The following is a 21,297-nucleotide window of genomic DNA, read 5'->3' on the forward strand; positions in this document are numbered from 1 at the left end:
TGCTCCACCCTTCGCCGGCGCCGAAGGCCCGGCAGACACCTGAACGCCGTCGTCAGCAGACGCCGGATCGTCGGGATAACGACCATGCTGAAGGTAGAACCTGCCTGCCTCGGTGACCTCCACGTGGAGATCCCCACCGCTCTTGCTGACCGTCAGCAGGCTGCGGCCGCGCAGGGCGTAGGTCGAGCGCCACTCCCCCGGCGCTCAGGCTCCAGACTCCTCACCGGCCGCGAGCCGCTCCAGAAGTACGCGCTGCCGTTCGTTCAAGGCGGAGCACCGATGCACGAGCCCCAGCCCACACCGCACCCCCTCACCCTGCATAGCGCTGAAGGAGTGGATGTCGGCAGCGGGAGTCCCCCTGGGACCCTTCTGTGCACCGGTATCCTCCGTTCCCCTATCCCTCACGAAACGTGACCGGAACACCCAACCGGTGGGCACTCAAGATCACGCTCAACGGCTGTCGTCCGACATCCCTCCTGGGGAGAATCGCCTGTGCAACGCGGCACGATCCCGAAAGTGTCCGAAAGGAATATCTGCGCAGGTCAGAATCGGTGATTACCGCATCACCGCAGGTCAGATGGGCTCGGTGGAGCTTCGGATACCCCTTCGCGATCGGCTTGACGGGGGTGGTTTGCGTCAGTTTGTATGCGGGTGTTCTCCTCTCCCTGTTTCCGGCGAGCCCCTGACCAGGTCTTTTGGGCGTCAGCGGGCGCTGGGGAGAATCTGGGGAGAAACGAAGGGCAGCCCACGCCTTGCGGCGCCCGCAACGAGCCCGCCCGGCTTCCCGTCCGGCGCTACCCGCGCAACGTCGCCGCCCTTGTCACGCGTCACCGACAGTGACATCCACGCGCCACTTGGCGCTCCCAGCAGCTGGACCTACCGACGACCAAGTCGCGAAGACTTCAGCGACTCTCCGCACCCCGCGCCGTGCCGCAGAGGGTGCCATGGAAACGCCGTCGCCAGTCGGCGCGGAGACAGCGCCGAGGTGCGGGCTTCCTGCCGATTCAGCGACGTGACACGGGAGTGAGTGGCACAGCCGCGGCCCCCTGTGACAACCGGCTCGGCGTGACCGCCAGCCGCCCTTCGATGCATGGCCCAGCGCGTCGGCGACGAGCTGCTCGTCGCCGACGGACTTGATGACGAGATCTCGGACGCCCGCCGAACACCTGCCTGGTGCCCGCGGAAGAGCTCAGGCCCGGGTGATACGCCTTCGCGTACGTCTGCATCCTGGCCCAGCGGGCTCAGGGCCAGGCGTCCCCAGGGGCTGTAGCAGTCCATCCGACAGGGCCGTCGTCCTTCACGCTTCGCACGCACGTGATGTGGCGAGAATGACCAAGGAGCCCCTGACCTGTACGTTCCTACATCACGTGGACGGTTCGGAGCCTGTATGGACGCCCGGTAAACTCCGTACACGTGACTTCTGCTCCCGCCAAGCCCCGTATCCCGAACGTTCTCGCCGGACGGTACGCCTCCGTCGAGCTTGCCACTCTCTGGTCGCCCGAGCAGAAGGTGAAGTTGGAGCGTCAGCTCTGGCTTGCCGTGCTGCGGGCCCAGAAGGACCTCGGGATCGAGGTGCCGGACGCGGCGATCGCCGACTACGAGCGTGTTCTCGACACCGTCGACCTGGCGTCGATCGCGGAGCGCGAGAAGGTCACGCGGCACGATGTGAAGGCCCGGATCGAGGAGTTCAACGACCTCGCCGGGCATGAGCAGGTCCACAAGGGCATGACCTCCCGGGACCTGACCGAGAACGTCGAGCAGTTGCAGATCCGGCTCTCGCTGGAGCTGGTGCGCGACCGTACGGTGGCCGTGCTGGCGCGCCTCGCCAAGCTGGCCGGTGAGTACGGCGAGCTGGTCATGGCCGGCCGTTCGCACAACGTGGCCGCGCAGGCCACCACCCTCGGCAAGCGGTTCGCGACCGCCGCCGACGAGCTGCTGGTGGCGTACGGCCGGGTCGAGGAGCTGCTGGGCCGCTATCCGCTGCGCGGCATCAAGGGGCCGGTCGGCACGGCGCAGGACATGCTGGACCTGCTGGGCGGCGACGCCGGCAAGCTCGCCGAGCTGGAGCAGCGGATCGCCGTCCACCTGGGCTTCTCGCAGGCGTTCACCTCGGTCGGGCAGGTCTACCCGCGCTCGCTGGACTACGAGGTCGTCACCGCGCTGGTGCAGCTGGCGGCGGCGCCGTCCTCGCTGGCGAAGACGATCCGGCTGATGGCCGGGCACGAGCTGGTGACCGAGGGCTTCAAGCCCGGCCAGGTCGGCTCCTCCGCGATGCCGCACAAGATGAACACGCGGTCCTGTGAGCGCGTCAACGGGCTGATGGTCATCCTGCGCGGCTACGCGTCGATGACCGGCGAGCTGGCGGGCGACCAGTGGAACGAGGGGGACGTGTCCTGCTCGGTGGTGCGCCGGGTGGCCCTCCCCGACGCGTTCTTCGCGCTCGACGGCCTGCTGGAGACGTTCCTGACCGTGCTCGACGAGTTCGGTGCCTTCCCGGCCGTCGTGGCCCGTGAGCTGGACCGCTACCTGCCGTTCCTGGCCACCACCAAGGTGCTGATGGGCGCGGTGCGCGCGGGCGTGGGCCGCGAGGTCGCGCACGAGGCGATCAAGGAGAACGCCGTCGCCTCGGCGCTGGCGATGCGTGAGCAGGGTGTGGAGCGCAACGAACTGCTGGACAAGCTGGCGGCGGATGAGCGGCTGCCGCTCGACCGCGCCCAGCTGGACGCGCTGATGGCCGACAAGCTGTCCTTCACCGGCGCGGCGGCGGCGCAGGTGGCGACGGTCGTCGGCCGGGTGGAGGAGATCGTGAAGCAGCGGCCGGAGGCGGCCGGTTACACCCCCGAAGCGATCCTCTGACCCCCGTCGCACGCTTCACCCAGGCGGAGCTGGAAGCCGCCCGTGACCGTCTGGTGCCGGACGTCGTCGCGGGCGGTCTGCGCGTGCTGTTCTGCGGTATCAACCGACATCTAGAAATACAGCGTTGACCTGCACAGGAACACGATTCGAAAGATCAACTGGGAAAGGATTGGGAAACGGTGAGCGTTTCCGCGATCCGCAACTCCATTCCCGGTGTCACGTTCGCATACACGCCCTCTACTCCCCCGGTCTCGGCGGTGCTGGAACGCCAGGTCGGCCGGGATCGGGTGCGGTTCGCCCCGAGTGACCGGGTGTTCCTGGTCGCGCTGCTGCACCGGCTCCCGCGCGGTGTGCTGCGGCGCGGTGTGCTGCGCCGGGCACGGCTGCTGGTGCGCCCGGACACTGTGCTGCACCGGTACCGTGACCTGGTCTCGCGCCGCCACGCGGCCCGTTCCCGGCCCAAGCGTGCGGGTCGGCCGCGTACCGTGCGCTCGAACCGCGTTCTCGTGCTGCGTCTGGCGCGGGAGAATCCCGGCTGGGGCTACCGGCGCATCCACGGCGAGCTGCTGGTTGTGGGCGTGCAGGTGGCCGCCTCCACCGTATGGGAAATCCTCAAGGAGACCGGGACCGGCCCGGCACCCGAACGCGCCGTAACCACCTGGACGGACTTCCTGCGCTCCCAGGCCGATGCCCTGCCGGCCTGCGACTTCTTCGAAGCGGTCACCCTGTCCGGGGCGCGACTGTACGTGTTCGCGGTGATCGGGCACGCCGGCCGGCGCATCCGCATCCTGGGCGCCACGGCGCACCCGACCGCCTCCTGGGTGGCACAGGCCGCCAGGAACCTCGTCATGGATCTCGAGAATGCCGACTGCCGGTCCCGGTTCATGATCCGCGACCACGACGGGAAGTACCCCGCCCTGTTCGACACCGTCCTTGAGGATGCGGGGATCGAGGTCGTACTCAGCGGGATCCGGATGCCGCGGATGAACGCGCTCATGGAACGCCGGGTGCAGACCTGCCGACGCGAACTGCTGGACCGCACCCTGGTCCGGAACCAGCGCCACCTGCTCCACGCCCTGCGCGAGTTCGAACAGCCCTACAACTCCCACCGGCCCCACCAAGGCATCGCAGACGCCCGCCCACTGCACCCCCTGCCACCGCCGATCACCGACCCGGACGCCATCGCCCACCTCGACATACAACGACGCGACCGCCCCGGCGGCACCCTCCACGAGTACCAGCATGCTGCCTGACCTGCACGGACGAGATTCTCGGCAAGGACAGGGTCGGACGACGAGCGCGGTGAACAGGCGGCAGCTTCTCGTTGCAGGACAACGGGATCAGGTCGTCCGGCGTGGTTCGGTGTGCGTGTTCGTCGGCGCGGACGACGGCGAGGAAGGCGTGGGCCGGCATCGCGCGGACCCACGCGGGGTAGCGGCGGACCTGGTGCTCATCCAGTTCGGCCGGCCTTGGTGACGACTCATGCCGCCAGATGCCGTTGTTCCTGATCAGACCGCATGCGTCGTACCAGACGCCGGTATCTCGCACTGCACCGTCGAAAGGCGTCCGGCCACGCCGTGGCCACCCCGGATGGCGCTCGTCGCCCCTGACGTCACCCAACGCCACCTGCTGGGTCCGAACACTTACGGGCGCCCAGCGCACGCCCCGCGTCGCAGCGTCCGCTCGTGCGGACGGTTCCCCCTGTGGTGCGTCGCACGCCACGGAAGTCCACCCGTGGGGCGGATCTGTCCGCCGTATCATGACGACACACGGGAAGGAGCCCTCCATGAGCGTGGACTCGATCATGCACACCGAGTTCCCCAAGGGGTACACGGTCCTATTCGGGGCCGACGGAAAGGTGATCATGACCCCGCAGAGCGAAGAGCACTCCAGCACCATCAGGTCGATGCAGATCGACTCTCTCGCTCTCGGCCGTCACGCGAAGGTCACCTCCGACGTCTACATCGACTTCCCCGCCGACGAGAACTCCGCCCCCGACCTCGCCATCCTGCGCGAGGACGCGCGCAAGGAGGGCAAGCGCTACAGCTTCGAGGACGTCCTGCTGATCTCCGAGGTCGTTTCGACCTCCTCCGCACGCAAGGACTACGACGACTGCACCGCCAAGTACGGCCGCTACGGGATCCCGATCTACCTGATCGTGGACCCCTACGCACAGGAAGTCGTCCTGCACACCCAGCCCACCGGATCCGGCTACATCGCGGCACACACCCACGCATACGGCACCGGCAAACTCCCCATCCCCCTCGCCGACGGCCGCACCTTCACCCTCGACCTCGACGAGCTCCCCCGACCCGAGCCGGAGACCGACGCCCACTGAGAGGATGCGGCCCGAGGCAGGAACGAGGTCGTCCAGGAATCCTGACCCTGACCGCTTGCCGCTGCCCAAGCCCGGCACGGCGGAGGGAGTCGGCGTTCGGCCCATGCCCGCTGACTACCGCAAGATCCTGGCGATCGTGCGGGCCGCCGACGGCCCGGCCCGGCTCGCCGACCTGATACACGGCCACCGCAAGAAGATCGGCTCGCGGTGGCGGGCCCTGCCCGCAGGGAAGATCGCCGCCATCGTGCTGGCGGTGCTGCGCTGTGACCAGCGGCCGGGCGACCTGGCCGGCGGCAACGGGATACACCGCACCACCGTGACCCGGTGGGTCAGAGAGGTCGTGGGCCTGTTAGCCGCCCGCGCCTGGAGCGGGCCCTGAAGAAGATCGCCCGGAAGGGTGGCGGGGTGGTCTTGCTGGACGGCACGCTGATCCGCACCCGGCGGCGCACCGGGACACAGAACCGGAAGAACTACTCGGGCTGCGAGGATGATGGCGTGTCGTTTCGGCCGTGGCCTGACTCGTACTCTGGCTAGTTGCTCGTGTCCCGATAGGGCCTTGGCCTAGAAGGCACCGTCACAGTCCTGACCGCAATCCGCGGTCGAGAGTGGGCAGGGCGACGGGTACGGTTCGTCATAGGTCTGATTCCTGGTCGGTTCAGGTGTTCGGACTCAGGCCCTGGCCGGTGTTTGCGTCACCGAGCCGGGGCCATTCCGTCTCACACACGTCTCACAGACGTGATGCCGCGAGAGAGACGGACGGCGACTGACCGGGGATTTCAAGGACGACATAGACGAGTCGAGACCGCCGTATACGCGGCTTATGCTCGGAGCATGGTTCTACGTCACTTTGGATACTTGCTGGTCAACTGCCCTTTTGGAGATCAACCGAGAGATCATCTCTCACATGGGGCCTTTTTGATCTCCCCCGTGGAAGCCGTCCCAAGCCGTCGCCGCGGCCCGCATATCCTCGACGTCGACGTGCACATACTTCCGTTTCGTGAAACGTGCATTGGTGTGTCCGGCCCACGCCGCGAGGATGTGATCCGGCACCCCATTGTTCGCGAGGTATGACAAGCAACTGTGCCTGGCGTCGTACAAGCGGACCTGCCGCATCTCCAGCTCGCGCATCAGCCGGTACGCATGCTCGCGCAGATGCCGGGTGTTCCTCGGCACCCCGAGCGGGTCGACGACGACGTAACCCGACTCGGTGTACCCCTCCCCCGCCGCCACCTTCTCCCGCGCCCGGCGCGCCCGGAACTTCTTCAGCGCGTCCAGCACGGGGCCAGGCAGCGGCAGGACGCGTTCGCCGGCCGCGGTCTTGGCGTCCTTCTCCAGCACCTGGACGTTGCCGATTATCGTTCGGGTGTTGACCATCTCCAGGGTGGCCAGCTTCAGATCGAGATCGGTCCAGCGCAGGCCGACGACCTCGGCCGGCCGGAAGCCCATCAGCGAGAGCAGGAGAGGCGCGTACAGCCGGTCGCGCTCGATGCCAGCGATGAATATTCGCTGCCGCGGTCACTGTGGATCACGCAGTCGGGCTCCAGGTTCCCTCGGCCGTAGGCCATGTCGAGGGCTTCCACGACCAGTTCGGCGCGGTGGTGATCAGCCGTGGCGTAACCGACGACCTCGCGGGTGGCCAGGTCCAGCCAGCAGGCGAGGTAGAGCCAGCCCTCGGCAGTGGGCAGGTAGGTGATTTCGCCGACCAGCTTGATCCCGGGCCGCTCGGCGTGGAAGTCGCGGCCGATCAGGTCAGGGGCCGGCTTCGCCTTCTTTCGGGCCGGGTCAACGAGCGGCGCTTGCGCCGGGTGACGCCTCGGATGTCGCGCTCGCGCATCACGCGGGCGATGCGCTTGCGGTTCACCCGCCGCCCCAGACGCCTCAGTTCGGCGTGGATGCGCGGGACACCGTAGGTGCGGCGGGAGGCGACGTGCAGCACCGTGATCTCGTGCGCGAGCGCGTCGTCGGCGGCCTGCCGGGCATGGCGGGCGGCCTCGCCATCGCGCCACACGTAGTAGGAGGAGCGGGCGATGTGCAGCACCCGGCACAACAGAACGATCGGGCGGTTCGCCTTCTCCGCATGGATGAACCGGCACAACTCGCTCACCGGTCGTTGTCCTACGCGAAGAAGGCGGTCGCTTTTTTCAGGATCTCGATCGTCTGCTGCTGCTCGCGGTTCTCCCGCCGCAGCCGCTTGAGCTCCTCGCGCTCGGCACCGCTCACTTCGCCGGGGGCGCCTTCGCCCTGGTCCGCCTTCGCCTTGCGGTACCAGCCGCGCAGGGACTCGGAGCTGATGCCGAGTTCCCGGGCGACCGCCGTGACCGTCTTGCCCGAGGAGTCGACGAGCGCGATCGCGTCCCGCTTGAACTCTTCGGTGTACCGCTTCGTGTACTTGCTTCCCACCTGGTGCTACTTCCTCTGGAACCTCAAGTCCCAGTCTCCAGGTGTCCACGATCAAGGGGAAGGTTCACTATCGCCGTCGCCCATTTCTAAGTCGCCGTAACGTCGCCCGAGTACACCAGCGCTACTCGGTGGTTGTACTGGATCGTGTACTGCGTCTTCGCGCCCGTGACGACCGTCCCGCTGGACTTGAAGTAGTCCACCGTCGCGTTCGGCGGCCGGGTTGCGACGTACGCCTGGCCCGAGGGGAGGCTGTACCCGCTGATCGGGGCCTGCGTCGAGGCACCCAGGCCGGCTGGGTACTCCGACGCGTCCGGGTAGCTCGACCCGTAGACGGCTACCGGGGCGCTGCCCGCGGCGGAGATGATGGTCACGCCGTAGGCCTGCTTGGTGTTCTGGCCGTTCGGGTTGTAGAACCACACCTTCGCGCCGCTGAACCAGATCGCCGTCCAGTCGTCCTGCTGGTCGGCGACGACGAACTGCTGGCCGGTCTGCGCGGTGCTGCCCCAATCGCTGATCTTGTCCGTGCCCGCGGCCGTGCCGTGGATCGCCTGGTCGCCGAAGAGCGGGGCGGACGCGTCAGGCGCGGTGCGCAGGAAGACGAAGTTCGACGCCTGCTGCCGGTCCGTGCACGCGGTCGTCGCACCGGTCGGGTCGTCGATCGGGCACACCTGGACGGTCTGCAGGTTGGTGTCGAAGACGGGGTCGATGGTCACGGCCGAGCCCACGGGCGCCTTGCCGGGCAGGCCGCTGAGCGGTGCGCCGAGCAGGCGCATGAAGTGGTCCCAGTCCCAGCTGGGTCCCGGGTCCCAGTGCTGCGCGCGGACACCGGCCAGGCTCGGCCCGGCGACGTTGTCGTGACCCAGGATGTGCTGGCGGTCCAGTGGTATGTCGAACCGGTTGGCCAGGTACTGCACGAGGTGGGCCGTGGACTCATACTGGGCCTCGGTGTACCAGGTGGCGCCGTGCGCGGCGTAGCCCTCGTGCTCGATGCCGATCGAGTGCAGGTTCGAGGAGTAGTTGCCCGCCTGGAACGCGATGTCCTTCGTGGCCACCATCTGCGTCACGGCGCCGTCCGAGGACCGCATGACGTAGTTGGTCGACACGGTGTTCGTCGGGTTGGCGAGAACGGCCACGCCGGAGTCGTACACAGTCTCCAGGTCGTGGATGACGATGGTGTCGATCTTGATGCCGTTGGCGGGGCGGTTCGACACCTGCATGCCGGCCGGGGAGCCGGGTACGAAGGTGCACGGCACGGCCGGCGGGCACTCGGTGTCGGTGGCCGCAGCGGCCTTCAAGTGCAGCCGGTCCACCTGGGCGGTGGCGGGGTTCACCGAGGGGGTGGCGTCGAGCCGGACCCGCTGGCGGTCCTTGGTGGTGACGCCGGCGCCGCCGCGGATGGTGGCGTAGACGCGGTTGGCGAAGCCCGCCGCGTCCTGCTTCTGCGTCGACTGGCTGTAGCGGGCGACGGCGCCGTACCACTGGGCTGCGTCCGTCGGCACGCTGCCGACCACCTGCTTCTGGTACGAGGCCAGCAGGGCCGCGCCACCGCGGATGTTCGCCGCAGGGTCCTTGCGCAGCGCGTTCTCGGACAGGCCGGTCAGTTTCGCGGCCGCCTGCAGGGTGTGCAGTGCCGGGTCCGCGGCCATCGACTTCAGATCGCTGCGGCCGACGGCGCCCGCGCCGCCCGAGGCCATCATGGCCGGGGTCACGTCGGTGAGGTGCATGGGCCCGTAGCCGCCGTCGGCGCTGGCCTGCGCGCCGTGCGACTCCCAGGCCGACTCCTGGTACGCCAGGCCGAGCAGTACGCTCGGCGGGACGTGGTACTCCGCCGCGGCCGAGGCGAAGTCCTGCTGCCGGGCGCTGCTCACGGCGCCTGCGGTATCGCTCGTTGTGTCGGCCAGCGCGGTGATCGGCAGGACGGCGAGGCCGCCTGCGGCCACCGCACCGATCGCGATGGCGAGCGTCACACGCCGCCGTGTCTTCCTCTTGTGCAAGATGCTGATCCTTTACGGGAGCTCAGAAGTGGAGAGTCGTCGAGCACTGCGCTGACCAGGTGGCCACCAGGGATTTCGCGCATGTCGGAGGCCTCGATCGCCGGTCGCACTGTCCGACCGGTCATCCATGCCAAACCTGTTCCAATGCGCGCGACCCGGCCGGCGTCACTGGCGCCGGAGGGCCGTCGTCGTGGATCAGGGCGTGAGGAGCCCGCACCGGCCACGTTGCCGTGCGGGCCGCCGGCCCATGACGAAGGCGCCCCGTGGAGACGGATGCCCCAGGGATTTGCTTGACGACGCAATGATGTTACGTGGTCCTACAACGAGCAGCAAGATGGGGGCGGTTCAGAGCACCGGGACCGCTTCGGCGGCGTCGAGCCGATCTGCAGAACACTCACCGAGCACGACTGCAAGATCGCCCCTTCCACGTACTACGCCCACAAGAAACGCCTCGAAGCTCCCTCCGCCCGTTCCGTGCGCGACGAGGAACTCAAAGAGCGCATCCAAGAGGTCCACACGTCCAACTACCGTGTCTACGGGGCCCGGAAGATCTGGCGCGAACTGAACCGGCAGGGACATGCCGTGGCCCGCTGCACCGTCGAGCGCCTCATGCGCGAACTCGGCATAACCGGCGCCGTCCGCGGCAAGAAGGTGATCACCACACTCCCCGGCGGACAAGTCGAACGGGCTCCCGACCGCCTGGAGCGCGACTTCGTCGCCAAGGCCCCGAACCGCTGCCGGGTCGCGGACTTCACCCACGTGAAGACCTGGGCCGGTGTTGTCTACATTGCCTTCTTCGTGGACACCTTCTCCTGCCGGATCGTCGGCTGGTCCGCGGCCACCGTGAAGGCGACGGTCTCCCCTTCTCGATCTCGTCGCATCCGGAAGGAAGGTCGCCGAAGTCGCCCGGCTCCTCGGCATCAGCGACCAGACGATCTATGTCTGGCGCCGCCAACACCTCATCGATACGGGGCAGTTGCCCGGAACGACCAGCAGCGACCTGTCCGAGTTGGGTGCGGCCCGCAAGCGCATCGCCGAGCTGGAGGCCGAGTTGGCCATCCATCGCCGGGCTGCCGAGCTGCTGGGTGAGGTGACGTCCCCAAAAGGCGGTTCGAAGCCATCCGTGTGATGGCCCGCGAGCACCTGCCGGTGCAGTTGGCCTGTCGGGTGCTGCATGTCGCGGAGTCCGGGTACTACGCCTGGCAGGACCGGCCACCGTCGAACCGCCAGGTCAAACACGCCTGGTTAACCGAGGCGATCCACGGCATCCACACGGCCTCGCGCGGCACCTACGGCTCCCGTCGGGTGCACGCGGAGCTCGGACTGGGCCTGAGCATCCATGTCAGCCACGGCACCGTGGAGCTGCTGATGCAGCGCGCCGGCCTGCACGGCCTGCCCGGCAACCGACGGCCTCGCACGAAACACGTCACCCCCTCGGTTGCGGACCTGGTGGAGCGGAACTTCACCCGCCATGCCCGGGATCAGCTGTGGGTCACCGCCATCACCGAGCACCCCACCTTTGAGGGCAAGGTGTACTGCGCGGTCGTCCTGGACACGTTCTCCCGGCGGGTGGTGGGCTGGTCGATCGACGCCTCTGCCACTGCGGCGCCGACCACCAATGCCCTCGCCATGGCCATCCGCAACCGCTCCCCGCAGCCGGGTGGCATCGTCATCCACCCCGATCACGGCGTGCAGTTCGGGTCCTGGGCGTTCACCGAGCGGGCGCGAGCGTCTGGCCTGCTGCCCTCGATGGGCTCCATCAGGGACTGCGTGGATAACGCGATGATGGAGTCCTTCTGGGCACGGGTCCAGGTCGAACTCCTCAACCGCGGACGGTGGCGGACCCGGCTGGAGCTGTCCACCGCCCTCTTCGAGTACCTGGAGATCTTCCACAACCGACAGCGCAGGCACTCTGCGCTGGGCATGCTCAGCCCTGTGGAGTACGAACTCCGCCCCCCACCGGTAGCGTGAAACCAAGTGACTCGGCTCCACCCAACTCGGGACAGTCCGAGATCTCTACCGAACCCGGGGCGGTTCACCGTGACGTTCCTGGCCCAATTACTGGACGTCAACCGCACCAACCCTTCCATCCAGTACCAGGACGGAAAACGGCTCCTGGACCTGCAACGGATCCTTGTCACACTCCTACCCGGATCGGCCGCCCGCACATTGGAACAGCTACACGCCCGAGCGACCCCCACCAACGCCCCTCTACCGAGCACTTATTGCATTACAGGCCCCCGGCCGCACGGAGAACTGCCAGATCGGGGTGTTCGCCGCCTACGCCTCCGCCAAGGGCCGGGCCCTGGTGGACCGCGAGCTCTACCTGCCCAAGTCCTGGACCGAGGATCCCGACCGGTGCCGTGCCTCCCGGATCCCCGAGGGCAAGTCCTTCGCGACCAAGCCGGAACTTGCACGCGCCATGGTCCGGCGGGCGCTGGACTCCGTACTACCGATCACCTGGGTGACCGCTGATGCGGCCTACGGGCAGGAGTGGCACTTCCGACGGATGCTGGAGGAGGCCGGCGCGGGCTACGTCCTGGCGGTGCCCAAGTCCCAGCAGGTCAAGTCGCCAGCGGGGAGCTGGCGCATCCGACCATGTTCTGACGGCGCCCCGGCCGAGGCCTGGGAGCGGATCTCCTGCGGGGATGGTGTGAAGGGGCCGCGGGTCTACGACTGGGCCGCGGCCAGGCTGCCCACCATCGAGGGTTCAGATCCCGCCCACTGCCGCTGGGTGCTGGCCCGCCGCAGCCTGGCGCGTCCCGAGGAGATCGCCTACTACCTCGCCTTCGCCCCGGCGGACACGACCGTCTCCGAGCTGGTGAGGGTGGCCGGCGCCCGGTGGGCCATCGAGGAGTGCTTCCAGGCCGCGAAGAACGAATGCGGCCTGGACCAGTACGAAGTCCGGCGCTACGTGGGCTGGGACCGCCACATCACCCTGGCCATGCTCGCGCACGCCTTCCTGGCGGCGATGACAGCTGGAGTACTAAGCCTGCCTGTTCTCGACGGCGATGAGCGCGAAGCGCCCGCCGCGGATCGGTGAGCGCAGCGTGAGCTGCTCGTTGGCGCGGTCCACCCAGCATGCGGCAGCGGATGACCGGGCCTGTTGCTGGGCTGATAGGGACGGATCTCGTCGGGAGACACCGGCGCCGGGGTTCCGTCACCGACGACGGGGGCGAAGTCGTAGGTGCAGCCCATGGCGACGTTGTGCTTCGCCGCCTCGCCCAAGGTGACCTGGCTGCACGTCGAGGCCACCTTCGACGACGGCCGGACCTGGCACCGGTCGACCACCAGGGCCGCCGGGGCGACCACCTTCACCACGAAGTTCCAGAACCCGGGCCGGGGCAAGGCCGCCAAGGCCGTCGGACCAACGGATCAGCGCGACCGACAGCAAGGGCGGCACCGTGAATCCGACCGTCCCCAAGGCGTACACGCTGCGCTGACCGTTGTCGCCGTAGCGGCGAACTGACGGGATGACCACACGACGGGGCGAGCCCAAGTCCTCGCCCCAGGCGTGGCGTGTTCCTCTGCGGGGTGGACGCGACGGCCACCGCCGGGCGATCCGGACCCTGCTGTCGCGGCGCGCCGCCGCACTCGACGTGAGACGGCTGCGCCCTCCGGCTCGGTGCGGGCCGGCCGGCCGCGCCGGCCTCAACCGTATGACTGCCGGGGAGGACCCGTTCCGCAGGAGGCATGGGATCAGGCCGCCTGGCCCTCCGCCCAGGCCTGTTCCAGTGCCTTCGTGAACACCTCGGCCGACTGGACGCCGTTCACCCCGTACTGCCGATTCAGCACGAAGAAGGGAACGCCACTGACGCCCAGTTCGCCCGCCAGGCGCTCGTCGGCCCGCACCTCCTCGGCGAACGCGTCGGGGTTCTCGAGTACCTCCCGGGCCTTCGTCCCGTCCAACCCGGCTTCGCTGGCCAGAGCCACCTGAGTCTCCCGGTCGTAGATCGAACGCTCGTCGGCGAAGTTCGTCCGGAAGGCGAGGTCCAGCATCTCGGCGTGCCGCCCCTGTGTCCCGGCGAAATGAATCAGCCGGTGCACGTCGAAGGTGTTGCCGAAGACACGTCCGCCGATGCGGAAGTCCAGCCCCACGGCGCGGCCCATGGCTGCGGCCTGCTCCTCCCGGGCGATCTGCTGCTCGCGGGTGCGCCCGTACTGCGCCGCTACCGCGTCGATGATCGGTACGTTGCCGTTCTCTGCCTGGGGATTGAGTTCGAACGACCGGTGGACTACCTCCACCTGGTCCCGGTGGGGGAAGGCCGCGAGCGCTTGATCGAAGCCGCCCCTTCCCACGTAACACCACGGGCAGGCGATATCGGTCCATATCTCGACACGCATGTAGACGTCTCCTGTCATTTTGGAGGTAACGCTCCGCAACCGTTCCTCGCCAGAGGGGAACGACGGGGGCGACGGGCCTTCTATGAATATAGACGACCGGACGTCTACTCGTCGCGCCATCCCGTCTCGACCGGATCACACACCGAAGACCGGAGCACCCGCATCCAGACCTTCGGCATCGAGGCGGATTCACGAAAAGGACACACCGATCGACACACTTGACTGGTCAATTATATTAATGTTGGATTCTTCATGGACCCGACAGGTGGCCTGACCAAGCCCCAGCCGTAGCCGCCATTTACCAGGTGGCGGTGACCGGCTCCTGCCCCACGCGCCACCGTCACGCCGCTGCGGCTGCGCCTGCGGGCGGGCGTCCTGGGCGAGCCTTCACTCCTATGTTCCATCGCTTCCCTGGAGCTCAACATGACCGAACAACTGACGCGCGGGTTCGTCGCGACGGACCGTGAAGCCCGGTGTCCGTTCGATCCTTCCGAGCAACTCGCGGAGATGGCCCGACGTGAGGAACCCACCCGGGTCAAGGTGTTCGAACCGGAGCACGGCGAGGTCGAGGTCCTGACGTTCCACCGCTACGCGGACGTACGGGCCCTGTACAACGACCCCCGTCTCGACCACAGCTTCATCCCCGCGCCCGATAGGGCCATGCAGGCCGCTCAGCCGGGCTTCTTCCCCCGCTTCCATGGCGCGGACCACGCCCGGCTGCGCCGTATGGTCGCCGGCTCCTTCACACCCAAGCGCGTCGCACAGCTGCGGCCGAGGATCGAGAGCATCATCTCGGAGCTCCTGGACGAGGTGGAAGAAGCCGGACCGGGTGTCGACCTGTTCAAGGCCTACGCCCTCCCCCTGCCCTCCATCGTGATCGGCGAAATCCTCGGCATCCCCAGCGCCGAGCACCGGGACTTCGACCGGATGTGCGCGGGGATCGTCGACCTCTCGCTGCCGCCCGAGGAAGCGTTCAAGAGCTTCACACGGCTCAACGACTACGTCGGTGGCCTGGTGGCCCAGAACCACAAGAGCCCGACCGAGGGCCTGATCGGCGCGCTGGCGCAACAGCGGCACGGAGAGGTCAGCGACGACGAGATCGTCGGCATGGTCGGCGCATTGGTCGTCGCGGGCCACGAGACGTCGGCGTCGACGATCGCACTGAGCGCTCTGGCCCTGATGCAGCAGCCCGAGCAGCTCGCCGTCCTGCTCGACGACGCCAACTCCACGGTGGACGCGGCGGAGGAACTGCTCCGCTACATGAGCGTCGCGGGTGGCTTCCCCCGCATGGCGACAGAGGACGTCACCCTCGGCGGATACACCGTGAAGGCCGGCGAGTGGGTCGTCGCGTCGCCGCTGAACGCGAACCGCGACCCGGAGGTCGTCTCCGGCGACCCGAACACCCTCGATCTGACCCGCGAGCCGATCCAGGTCATGACCTTCGGTTCCGGGATTCACCAGTGCCCGGGACAGCACCTCGCCCGGCTCGAGCTGCAAATGGCCCTGATTCCCCTCTTCCGCCGGTTCCCGGGCCTGCGCCTCGCGGTACCCCCCGAAGAGCTGTCCTTCCATCGTTTCGGACCGAACGTCTACGCCGTGGACGCCCTGCCCATCGCCTGGTGAGCCCCGCGCGGCGGGCCCGTCCGGACGCGGGGCCCGCCGCGCGCCGCTCCGTCGCACTCTCGACTCACGATATTTCGGAGAACAGTTCATGTTTGTCACGGTTGAAGAAGACAAGTGCGTCGCCGGCGGCCAGTGTGTCGTGGCGGCACCTGAGGTCTTCGACCAGCGGGACGACGACGGTGTCGTGATCCTGCTCCACGAGAAGCCCCCCGTCGAAGAGTTCGAGCGGGTGCGCACAGCCGCGACGATCTGCCCCGCCGCCGCGATCCGGCTGACGGAGTCGCTTCCCTCATGACCGCTGACGTTCTGGTCGTCGGTGCTTCGGTGGGCTGACTCACGACCGTCGAAACGCTGCGTGCCAGGGGCTTCCGCGGCACCATCCAGGTCGTGGGGGCGGAGGAACACCTGCCCTACGACCGGCCGCCGCTCTCCAAGAAGGTCCTCTCCGGCACCTGGGGAGAGGAACAGATACGCCTTCGCGGTCAGCGGGAACTGGACGCCCTGCGCGCCGGATTCCTGCTGGGACGCAGCGCGGTGCGCCTCGATGTTCAAGCCCGCACGGTCGCCCTCGACGACGGCCCAAGCCTCGACTACGGCCGACTCGTCCTGGCGACCGGCCTGAGGCCGCGTACGCTGCCCGGCACGGACTCCTTGTATGGAGTGTGGGCGCTGCGCAGCCTGGAGGATTGCGCCGGGCTGCGCGCGGAACTGCTCACGGCCCACGATGTCGTAGTCGTCGGTGCGGGTGTCCTGGGATGCGAGATCGCCGCGACGGCACGTCAGATGGGTCTGCGTGTCTCGATGATCGACAGGTCACCGGTTCCGATGCTCCGTCAGACAGGTCCGGATATCGGCCGGTTGCTGTCCAGTCTCCACGCTGAACAGGGCGTACGGATACTGATGGGAAGCGGCACCACAGGTCTGACCGACGAAGCCGGACGGGTCACCGGCGTGACCGTCAAGGGCGGCGAGACCATTCCCGCGGACGTTGTCGTGGTGACCATCGGTTCCGTCCCCGCCACCGACTGGCTCACCGGCAGCGGACTGCCCCTGGACAACGGCATCGTCTGCGACGAACGCGGTCGTGCGGGGGTTGACCTCCACGCGGTCGGGGACGTGGCCCGCTGGTCCCACGGCGTCGCCGGGGACGGCCTCCGTCTGGAGAACCGGACCAACGCCGTGCAGCAGGCCAGGTCCGTGGCAGCCGACATCACCGGAGCCGAGGACGGCTATCACCAGGTTCCGTACTTCTGGACGGATCAGTACGACATCAGGATGCAGGTATTCGGTTGGGTGTGGCTCTCCTGTAGGGAGCTTTGACCTGCGTGGTTGCTGACCGGGGGTTGGCTGCTCGATCGTCGTGGTGTCGGGTAGCCGGATTCCGGGGGTGACGGCGTTGGTGTCGTGGCTGGAGGAGCTCGAGCGGCGGGAGGCTGCCGCGCGGGAGAAGATCGGTGAACTGCGCGCTCGGATCGATGAGTTGGCCGGGCATCTTGCCGAGCAGGAGATGGTGCTGTCCCGGTTGGAGATCACCCGGGAGACGATGACGGAGATCCTGTCCGGCGACGAGACGGTCTCGGAGTCCGGGTCCGTGGCGGAGCCGGAGGCCGGCGGGCCGGTGGAGGTGTCGCGGCCGGGGGCGGGAGGGGAGGGCCCCTTCGGGGTGGGGTCGCCGGTCGGGGTGCGGCTGGTGCCGCCGTGGACGCCCGGGCTGGCCGTGGGGGTGCTGCCGCGTTCGTACCAGGACATCGTCGAGGTCCTCGCGGGCGCGGTGCGTCCGATGCGGGCGCATCACCTCTGTGCCGCGCTGGTCCTGTCGACGGACAAGAGCAAGGTGGAGGGATTCCGGTCGAAGCTGAAACGTCTGGTCGAGCGGGGCTGGTTGACGGAGGCGGAGCCGGGACTGTTCGCGCCGCGGCCCGTGGTGACGGCGCACGCGGATGCGCCGGAGCAGGGCCGGACGGAAGCCTCGCGCCGCCGCGCCGGTGTGGGGTCGGGCTCTCGTCCCTAGCGTCGAAGGTGCCAACCGATTCCACGCTCGAAAAGCGAGAGCCCGATGACTGGAGCGTATGCGGCCGCCGCGGCGGCTGACCCCTTTGACCGAGCCGCTTCTTTCCTCACTTCCCTCATCGATTCCCTCTCCCGTCCCGAAGCACTGCTCCTGCCCCACGAGCGGGTGGAGGAAGACGCCGAACAGGGGGCGAGGGAGCTGGCCCGCCTTCTCCTCCAGGGCCACTTGGACCTGCGCACCCGCCGGGAGGAAGCTGAGCTGTCGGCCCTGGACACGGACGGCCGGGCCCAGCTCGCCGCGGGTCGCACCCGGCTGGAGAAGGGCCACCGGCGCCAACTGGCCACCGTGGTCGGGCCGGTGACCGTCACCCGGTGTGCACTGCGCGCCCCGGGCCTGCCCAACTGCTATCCGGCCGACCAGGTGCTGGGGCTGCCACGCGAGCGGCACAGTCTGGGGCTGCGCCGGCTGGTGGTGCTGGAAGCCGCCCGCGGCTCCTACGACCACGCCCTGGAGGCGATCGGACGCCGCTGCGGGACACCGGCGGTCGGCAAACGCCAGGCCGAACAGCTCGTGCGGGCGGCCGCGGTGGACATCGCCGCCTTCTATGCCGCCCGCACCCCCGCTCCGGCAGCCAGCACGACGCTGCTGGTGCTCAGCGTCGACGGCAAGGGGATCGTGATGCGCCCGGGTCACCTGCGGGAAGCGACGCGGAGGGCAGCCGAGCGTGCGACGCGCACGTTCCGCACCCGACTGTCCGCCGGGGAGAAGACCTGCCGCAAGCGAATGGCCACGCTGGCCGTCGTCCACGACGCGGATCCGGCTCCGCGCGCCCGCACGACATCATCGCTCCACCCGGAGGCCGCACCGGCCGGCGCACCCCGCGCAAGGGGCCCAAGGCCCGCGCGAAATGGCTCACCGCCTCGGTGGAACACGACGCGGACCAGGTCATCGCCGCTGCCTTCGACCAGGCAGAGGCCCGCGACCCCCAGCACCACAGGTCCTGGGTGGTCCTGGTCGACGGCGCCGCCCACCAGCTCGAGTTGATCCGGGCCGAGGCCGCCCGCCGCAAGGTCGAGATCCATATCGTCCTCGACATCGTGCATGTGCTCAAGAAGTTATGGGCGGCTGCGCGGTGTTTCCACACCGCCACCGATCCCGCAGCCGAAGACTGGGCCGGGGCCAAGGCCGCCCGGATTCTGGCCGGTGACGCCCCCGGAGCCGTCGGCGACATCCACGCCGAAGCCGACCGCACGGGCCTGTCCCCAGATCAGCGGGCCACGGCGGACAGGGCCTGCCGCTACCTGGAGGACAATGCCGCCTATCTCCACTACGACAAGGCCCTCGAGGCCGGATGGCCGATCGCCAGCGGCACCGTCGAAGGAGCAGCCCGCCATCTGATCGCCGACCGACTCGACATCACTGGCAGCCGATGGAGCGTTTGCGGAGCCGAAGCCGTCCTTACCCTCCGCGCCGTCATCAGCAACGGTGACTTCCCGCAGTACTGGACCTTCCACACCCGCAGAGAACGCGAACGCCTATACCTCGCCCCCGACCAGGCCGAATACGACCTGACCGCCTGAATACGACCGTCACTCAGGAAAGCCGCACACATCGCGCAAGGGCGAACCGGTGCCGGTGCTACGGTCCCGGTATGTCCAAAGCCGAGATCGACGGCGTCGCCGCCGAGTTCTTCAGTGCGTTCGACAACAGGGGCGGCAAGGCCGCAGATGTGGATCGGGTCCGCCGACTGATCGTGCCTGGGGGCGTCCTCATCAAGGCAGGGCCGGAGTTCACGGTGTACACCGTGGAGGAATTCATCGAGCCACGCCAACAACTGCTGGCTGAGGGCCGACTGGTGAGCTTCAACGAGTGGGAGACTGCGGAGCGCACCGAGACCGTCGGCGCCATCGCATCGCGGTTCAGCGAGTACCGGAAATCCGGGATCCTCGACGGCGTGCCCTTCGAGGGCGGCGGGACGAAGACGATGCAGTTCGTACTCACCCCGGATGGCTGGCGGATCGCTGCGGTCTCCTGGTGCGACCGGCCCTGAGGCCAAAAGCCGCACCGCCGCACGATCTGGAGTACCCCTCCAGGGTCAGCCCGAAGAGGGCAGGCGCAGTTGCATCCAGACCGAGCTGATGTAACCGCCGTTCTTCGTGGCGTACTCGTCGAAGATACCCACGTCGGTGAAGCCGAACTTACGGTGCAGAGCCACCGAAGCATCATTGGGAAGTGCGATCCCAGCCAGCGCGACATGGACCGGCTGCGAGCGCAGCGTTTCGATGAGGGTGCGGTACAGCGCCGAACCAATCCCAGCGGCCCGCGCATCGGGATCCACGTAGACGCCCAGTTCAACCGTTTGATCGAAGGCCGGATGCGTCCGGTAGGGACTGCTTGAGGCGCACCCAAGTACGCGATCGCCGGTAGTGGCCACAAACAGCTGGTGCGGACCTGTTTCGGAGAATCTCTCGAACCACTGCAAGCGGCTCTCTACCGTGACCGGTTGGGTATCGAAAGTGATGATCGAGTGGGTGACGTAGTGGTTGTAGATTCGCACCAGCTCAGGAAGATCATCTTTGCGTCCGGTGCGTACTACCAGCCCGTCGCCGGCACGACGCCCGGCCTCGCGGTCTCTTCCTGCCATGGGCCGCATCATGCCATGGTCGTTCTCCCAGATCAGCCCGTCCCTGCAGAAGAGCTGCACCCTATTCGGTTCGCTGCCCACGGACGCCGATTTCCGGCTGATCGAGGGCACTGCGGAGTCCCGCAAGTTCGTCATACCTGCCGAGAAGGACGGACAGCCGGTGGGCGTGATCGGTTGGAACAGCGCCAAGGCGGTCATGGCCGCCAAGAACGCCTACCTGAGCTGAGCACACAACGCCGTGCAGGCCGTCCGGCTCTCCCCCCTTCTCCACCACTACCTTCCGTGGTGGAGAAGGGGGGACCCATCAACTCACGGCCATGCTGGGCTAGTTCGGACAAGGCCAGCTCGGCGCGCTCGGCCTGGTCCCCAACGCCATCGTGCTCTGGACGACGAAGTACATCGACGCCACCGTCGCCCGGCTCTCCCCGCTCAAGCACCGCAACCCGAACCTGCTCGGCCGCTACAGCTTCACCGCCTCCACCCCGGCCGCCGGCGCCCCGCGCCCGCTGCGCGACCCGGACGCAGCCAATCTGGACGAGGACGACGATGGCAGCGAAGAGTGAGCAACATCTGCCGGCACGGTCGTCGGGACCGTTCCGGGGAGTGCCTCAACTGAATGCGTCGACGATCGCTTGGGCGTGGCCCTGGCACTGCACCAGTGCTTCCTCGACGTCGTCGTCTGTGCAGCTTCTGCCGGAGAGGCTGACGAGGCCGAAGAAGTACTGGGCGAGGTGCCTGCGCACCCACTGGCTGTCGCCCCACGATTCGTAGGCGCGCAGCCACGGCGCCCTGTGGGAGCGCGCCAGGTCTTGCAGCCTGAAAGGCTACGGAGTGTGGAACGCCCGTGTCGCTGATGACGGCTTTGAGGCCCTGTGGTTGGTCGAAGGACTCCAGGGCTGCTTCAGGCGCGGGACCGAAGCAGAGGGATCGGGCCCTGCACAGCAACTCGGCGTCATAGATGAGGGCGTGAGCCGCGCGAATCCCTCACGAACTCGGGGTGGAGGGTCGTCACAGGGGGCATCCGACCAGGCTCCGCCGGTGCACAGCAAATGCCCCGTGTCCGGTGTGACTGTACCTTGACCGTTTG

The 21,297-nt window shown here is 68.1% G+C and carries 18 protein-coding genes and 8 pseudogenes; 17 read left to right on the forward strand and 9 right to left on the reverse strand.

Annotated features, from left to right (window positions below):
• Positions 1–1,413: 1,413 nt before the first annotated feature.
• From purB to ACFPIH_RS37570, 3 genes and pseudogenes are all read left to right on the forward strand, one after another.
• A complete protein-coding gene (gene purB, locus ACFPIH_RS37560) occupies positions 1,414–2,856 on the forward strand; it encodes an adenylosuccinate lyase (RefSeq protein WP_381169091.1) in 1,443 nt (480 codons plus the stop codon).
• Positions 2,853–2,960 (forward strand): annotated as a pseudogene (locus ACFPIH_RS37565) (mismatch-specific DNA-glycosylase); the annotation flags it as partial. The gene purB and the pseudogene ACFPIH_RS37565, both read left to right, overlap by 4 nt.
• A 102-nt stretch (positions 2,961–3,062) precedes the next feature.
• The gene (locus tag ACFPIH_RS37570; RefSeq protein ID WP_381169218.1) at positions 3,063–4,109 is read left to right on the forward strand and encodes an integrase core domain-containing protein; all 1,047 of its coding nucleotides are present in this window, start codon (positions 3,063–3,065) and stop codon (positions 4,107–4,109) included.
• Positions 4,110–4,176: 67 nt separating this feature from the next.
• Here the strand turns inward: ACFPIH_RS37570 and ACFPIH_RS56535 are convergent.
• A pseudogene (locus ACFPIH_RS56535) lies at positions 4,177–4,347 on the reverse strand (IS701 family transposase); the annotation flags it as partial.
• A 295-nt stretch (positions 4,348–4,642) separates the two neighbouring features.
• On the opposite strand from ACFPIH_RS56535, the gene ACFPIH_RS37580 reads away from it, so the two are divergent.
• Together ACFPIH_RS37580 and ACFPIH_RS37585 are read left to right on the forward strand one after the other, a co-directional pair.
• Positions 4,643–5,194 (forward strand): Uma2 family endonuclease, encoded by a 552-nt coding sequence (locus ACFPIH_RS37580; protein ID WP_215167286.1) that lies wholly within the window; start codon positions 4,643–4,645, stop codon positions 5,192–5,194.
• Between the two features lie 163 nt (positions 5,195–5,357).
• A pseudogene (locus tag ACFPIH_RS37585) lies at positions 5,358–5,674 on the forward strand (IS5/IS1182 family transposase); the annotation flags it as partial.
• Positions 5,675–6,094: 420 nt separating this feature from the next.
• Here the strand turns inward: ACFPIH_RS37585 and ACFPIH_RS37590 are convergent.
• The 5 genes from ACFPIH_RS37590 to ACFPIH_RS37610 all read right to left on the reverse strand — a co-directional run bounded on the left by ACFPIH_RS37590 (position 6,095) and on the right by ACFPIH_RS37610 (position 9,588).
• A complete protein-coding gene (locus ACFPIH_RS37590) occupies positions 6,095–6,697 on the reverse strand; it encodes a site-specific integrase (protein WP_381169220.1) in 603 nt (200 codons plus the stop codon).
• Positions 6,640–6,942: a DDE-type integrase/transposase/recombinase gene (locus tag ACFPIH_RS37595; RefSeq protein ID WP_381169222.1), complete on the reverse strand. Its 303-nt coding sequence runs from the start codon at positions 6,940–6,942 to the stop codon at positions 6,640–6,642. The genes ACFPIH_RS37590 and ACFPIH_RS37595 overlap by 58 nt, the downstream gene beginning before the upstream one ends.
• Positions 6,939–7,298: an IS3 family transposase gene (locus ACFPIH_RS37600; RefSeq protein WP_381169093.1), complete on the reverse strand. Its 360-nt coding sequence runs from the start codon at positions 7,296–7,298 to the stop codon at positions 6,939–6,941. The genes ACFPIH_RS37595 and ACFPIH_RS37600 overlap by 4 nt, the downstream gene beginning before the upstream one ends.
• 11 nt (positions 7,299–7,309) lie before the next feature.
• Entirely contained in the window at positions 7,310–7,594 is a 285-nt protein-coding gene (locus ACFPIH_RS37605; protein ID WP_381169095.1) for a transposase, read from the reverse strand.
• A gap of 86 nt (positions 7,595–7,680) precedes the next feature.
• Positions 7,681–9,588, reverse strand: a complete 1,908-nt coding sequence (locus tag ACFPIH_RS37610) for an N-acetylmuramoyl-L-alanine amidase (RefSeq protein WP_381169097.1) — start codon at positions 9,586–9,588, stop codon at positions 7,681–7,683.
• Between the two features lie 474 nt (positions 9,589–10,062).
• Between ACFPIH_RS37610 and ACFPIH_RS37615 the strand changes: the two are divergent.
• From ACFPIH_RS37615 to ACFPIH_RS37630, 4 genes and pseudogenes are all read left to right on the forward strand, one after another.
• Positions 10,063–10,227: pseudogene (locus ACFPIH_RS37615) on the forward strand (IS3 family transposase); the annotation flags it as partial.
• Positions 10,228–10,441: 214 nt separating this feature from the next.
• Positions 10,442–11,559, forward strand: a pseudogene (locus tag ACFPIH_RS37620) (IS3 family transposase); the annotation flags it as partial.
• A gap of 271 nt (positions 11,560–11,830) precedes the next feature.
• Positions 11,831–12,631 (forward strand): annotated as a pseudogene (locus ACFPIH_RS37625) (IS701 family transposase); the annotation flags it as partial.
• 153 nt (positions 12,632–12,784) lie between these two features.
• The gene (locus ACFPIH_RS37630; RefSeq protein ID WP_381169101.1) at positions 12,785–13,057 is read left to right on the forward strand and encodes a hypothetical protein; all 273 of its coding nucleotides are present in this window, start codon (positions 12,785–12,787) and stop codon (positions 13,055–13,057) included.
• Between the two features lie 230 nt (positions 13,058–13,287).
• On the opposite strand, the gene ACFPIH_RS37635 is transcribed toward ACFPIH_RS37630, so the two are convergent.
• Positions 13,288–13,932, reverse strand: a complete 645-nt coding sequence (locus ACFPIH_RS37635; protein WP_381169103.1) for a DsbA family oxidoreductase — start codon at positions 13,930–13,932, stop codon at positions 13,288–13,290.
• 423 nt (positions 13,933–14,355) lie between these two features.
• Between ACFPIH_RS37635 and ACFPIH_RS37640 the strand changes: the two genes are divergently transcribed.
• The 6 genes and pseudogenes from ACFPIH_RS37640 (at position 14,356) to ACFPIH_RS37665 (ending at position 19,616) form a co-directional block, all read left to right on the forward strand.
• Positions 14,356–15,555, forward strand: coding sequence for a cytochrome P450 (locus tag ACFPIH_RS37640; RefSeq protein WP_381169105.1), 1,200 nt, complete (start codon positions 14,356–14,358; stop codon positions 15,553–15,555).
• Positions 15,556–15,643: 88 nt separating this feature from the next.
• On the forward strand, positions 15,644–15,850 hold the full coding sequence (locus ACFPIH_RS37645) for a ferredoxin (RefSeq protein WP_381169107.1): 207 nt from the start codon (positions 15,644–15,646) through the stop codon (positions 15,848–15,850).
• A gap of 56 nt (positions 15,851–15,906) precedes the next feature.
• Positions 15,907–16,875 (forward strand): NAD(P)/FAD-dependent oxidoreductase, encoded by a 969-nt coding sequence (locus ACFPIH_RS37650; RefSeq protein ID WP_381169224.1) that lies wholly within the window; start codon positions 15,907–15,909, stop codon positions 16,873–16,875.
• A 67-nt stretch (positions 16,876–16,942) separates the two neighbouring features.
• Complete coding sequence (locus ACFPIH_RS37655; RefSeq protein WP_381169109.1) at positions 16,943–17,566, forward strand: hypothetical protein; 624 nt, start codon at positions 16,943–16,945, stop codon at positions 17,564–17,566.
• Between the two features lie 45 nt (positions 17,567–17,611).
• Positions 17,612–19,146 (forward strand): annotated as a pseudogene (locus ACFPIH_RS37660) (ISKra4 family transposase).
• A gap of 71 nt (positions 19,147–19,217) precedes the next feature.
• Entirely contained in the window at positions 19,218–19,616 is a 399-nt protein-coding gene (locus tag ACFPIH_RS37665; protein ID WP_381169111.1) for a DUF4440 domain-containing protein, read from the forward strand.
• Positions 19,617–19,661: 45 nt separating this feature from the next.
• On the opposite strand, the gene ACFPIH_RS37670 is transcribed toward ACFPIH_RS37665, so the two are convergent.
• Positions 19,662–20,210 carry a GNAT family N-acetyltransferase gene (locus ACFPIH_RS37670; protein ID WP_381169113.1) on the reverse strand — a complete coding sequence of 183 codons (549 nt, stop codon included), beginning with the start codon at positions 20,208–20,210 and terminating at the stop codon, positions 19,662–19,664.
• Here ACFPIH_RS37670 and ACFPIH_RS37675 point away from each other — a divergent pair.
• Positions 20,209–20,436, forward strand: a complete 228-nt coding sequence (locus ACFPIH_RS37675; protein ID WP_381169115.1) for a hypothetical protein — start codon at positions 20,209–20,211, stop codon at positions 20,434–20,436. The two genes, ACFPIH_RS37670 and ACFPIH_RS37675, sit on opposite strands and share 2 nt — an antisense overlap.
• Positions 20,437–20,545: 109 nt before the next feature.
• Positions 20,546–20,773: pseudogene (locus ACFPIH_RS37680) on the forward strand (hypothetical protein); the annotation flags it as partial.
• 45 nt (positions 20,774–20,818) lie between these two features.
• Here the strand turns inward: ACFPIH_RS37680 and ACFPIH_RS37685 are convergent.
• Positions 20,819–20,953: a hypothetical protein gene (locus ACFPIH_RS37685; protein WP_381169117.1), complete on the reverse strand. Its 135-nt coding sequence runs from the start codon at positions 20,951–20,953 to the stop codon at positions 20,819–20,821.
• Positions 20,954–21,297 lie beyond the last annotated feature (344 nt).

The sequence above is a fragment of the Streptomyces vulcanius genome (assembly GCF_042653945.1).
In the GTDB taxonomy this organism is placed as follows: Bacteria; Actinomycetota; Actinomycetes; order Streptomycetales; family Streptomycetaceae; genus Streptomyces; species Streptomyces mangrovi.

Bases quoted from the DNA above. Each gene is read 5' to 3' on its own strand.
- ACFPIH_RS37635 (WP_381169103.1), bottom strand. From the start codon at position 13,932: ATGCGTGTCGAGATATGGACCGATATCGCCTGCCCGTGGTGTTACGTG.
- ACFPIH_RS37580 (WP_215167286.1), top strand. From the start codon at position 4,643: ATGAGCGTGGACTCGATCATGCACACCGAGTTCCCCAAGGGGTACACG.
- ACFPIH_RS37640 (WP_381169105.1), top strand. From the start codon at position 14,356: ATGACCGAACAACTGACGCGCGGGTTCGTCGCGACGGACCGTGAAGCC.
- ACFPIH_RS37665 (WP_381169111.1), top strand. From the start codon at position 19,218: ATGTCCAAAGCCGAGATCGACGGCGTCGCCGCCGAGTTCTTCAGTGCG.
- ACFPIH_RS37675 (WP_381169115.1), top strand. From the start codon at position 20,209: ATGGGCCGCATCATGCCATGGTCGTTCTCCCAGATCAGCCCGTCCCTG.
- ACFPIH_RS37630 (WP_381169101.1), top strand. From the start codon at position 12,785: ATGGCGACGTTGTGCTTCGCCGCCTCGCCCAAGGTGACCTGGCTGCAC.
- ACFPIH_RS37670 (WP_381169113.1), bottom strand. From the start codon at position 20,210: ATGGCAGGAAGAGACCGCGAGGCCGGGCGTCGTGCCGGCGACGGGCTG.
- ACFPIH_RS37645 (WP_381169107.1), top strand. From the start codon at position 15,644: ATGTTTGTCACGGTTGAAGAAGACAAGTGCGTCGCCGGCGGCCAGTGT.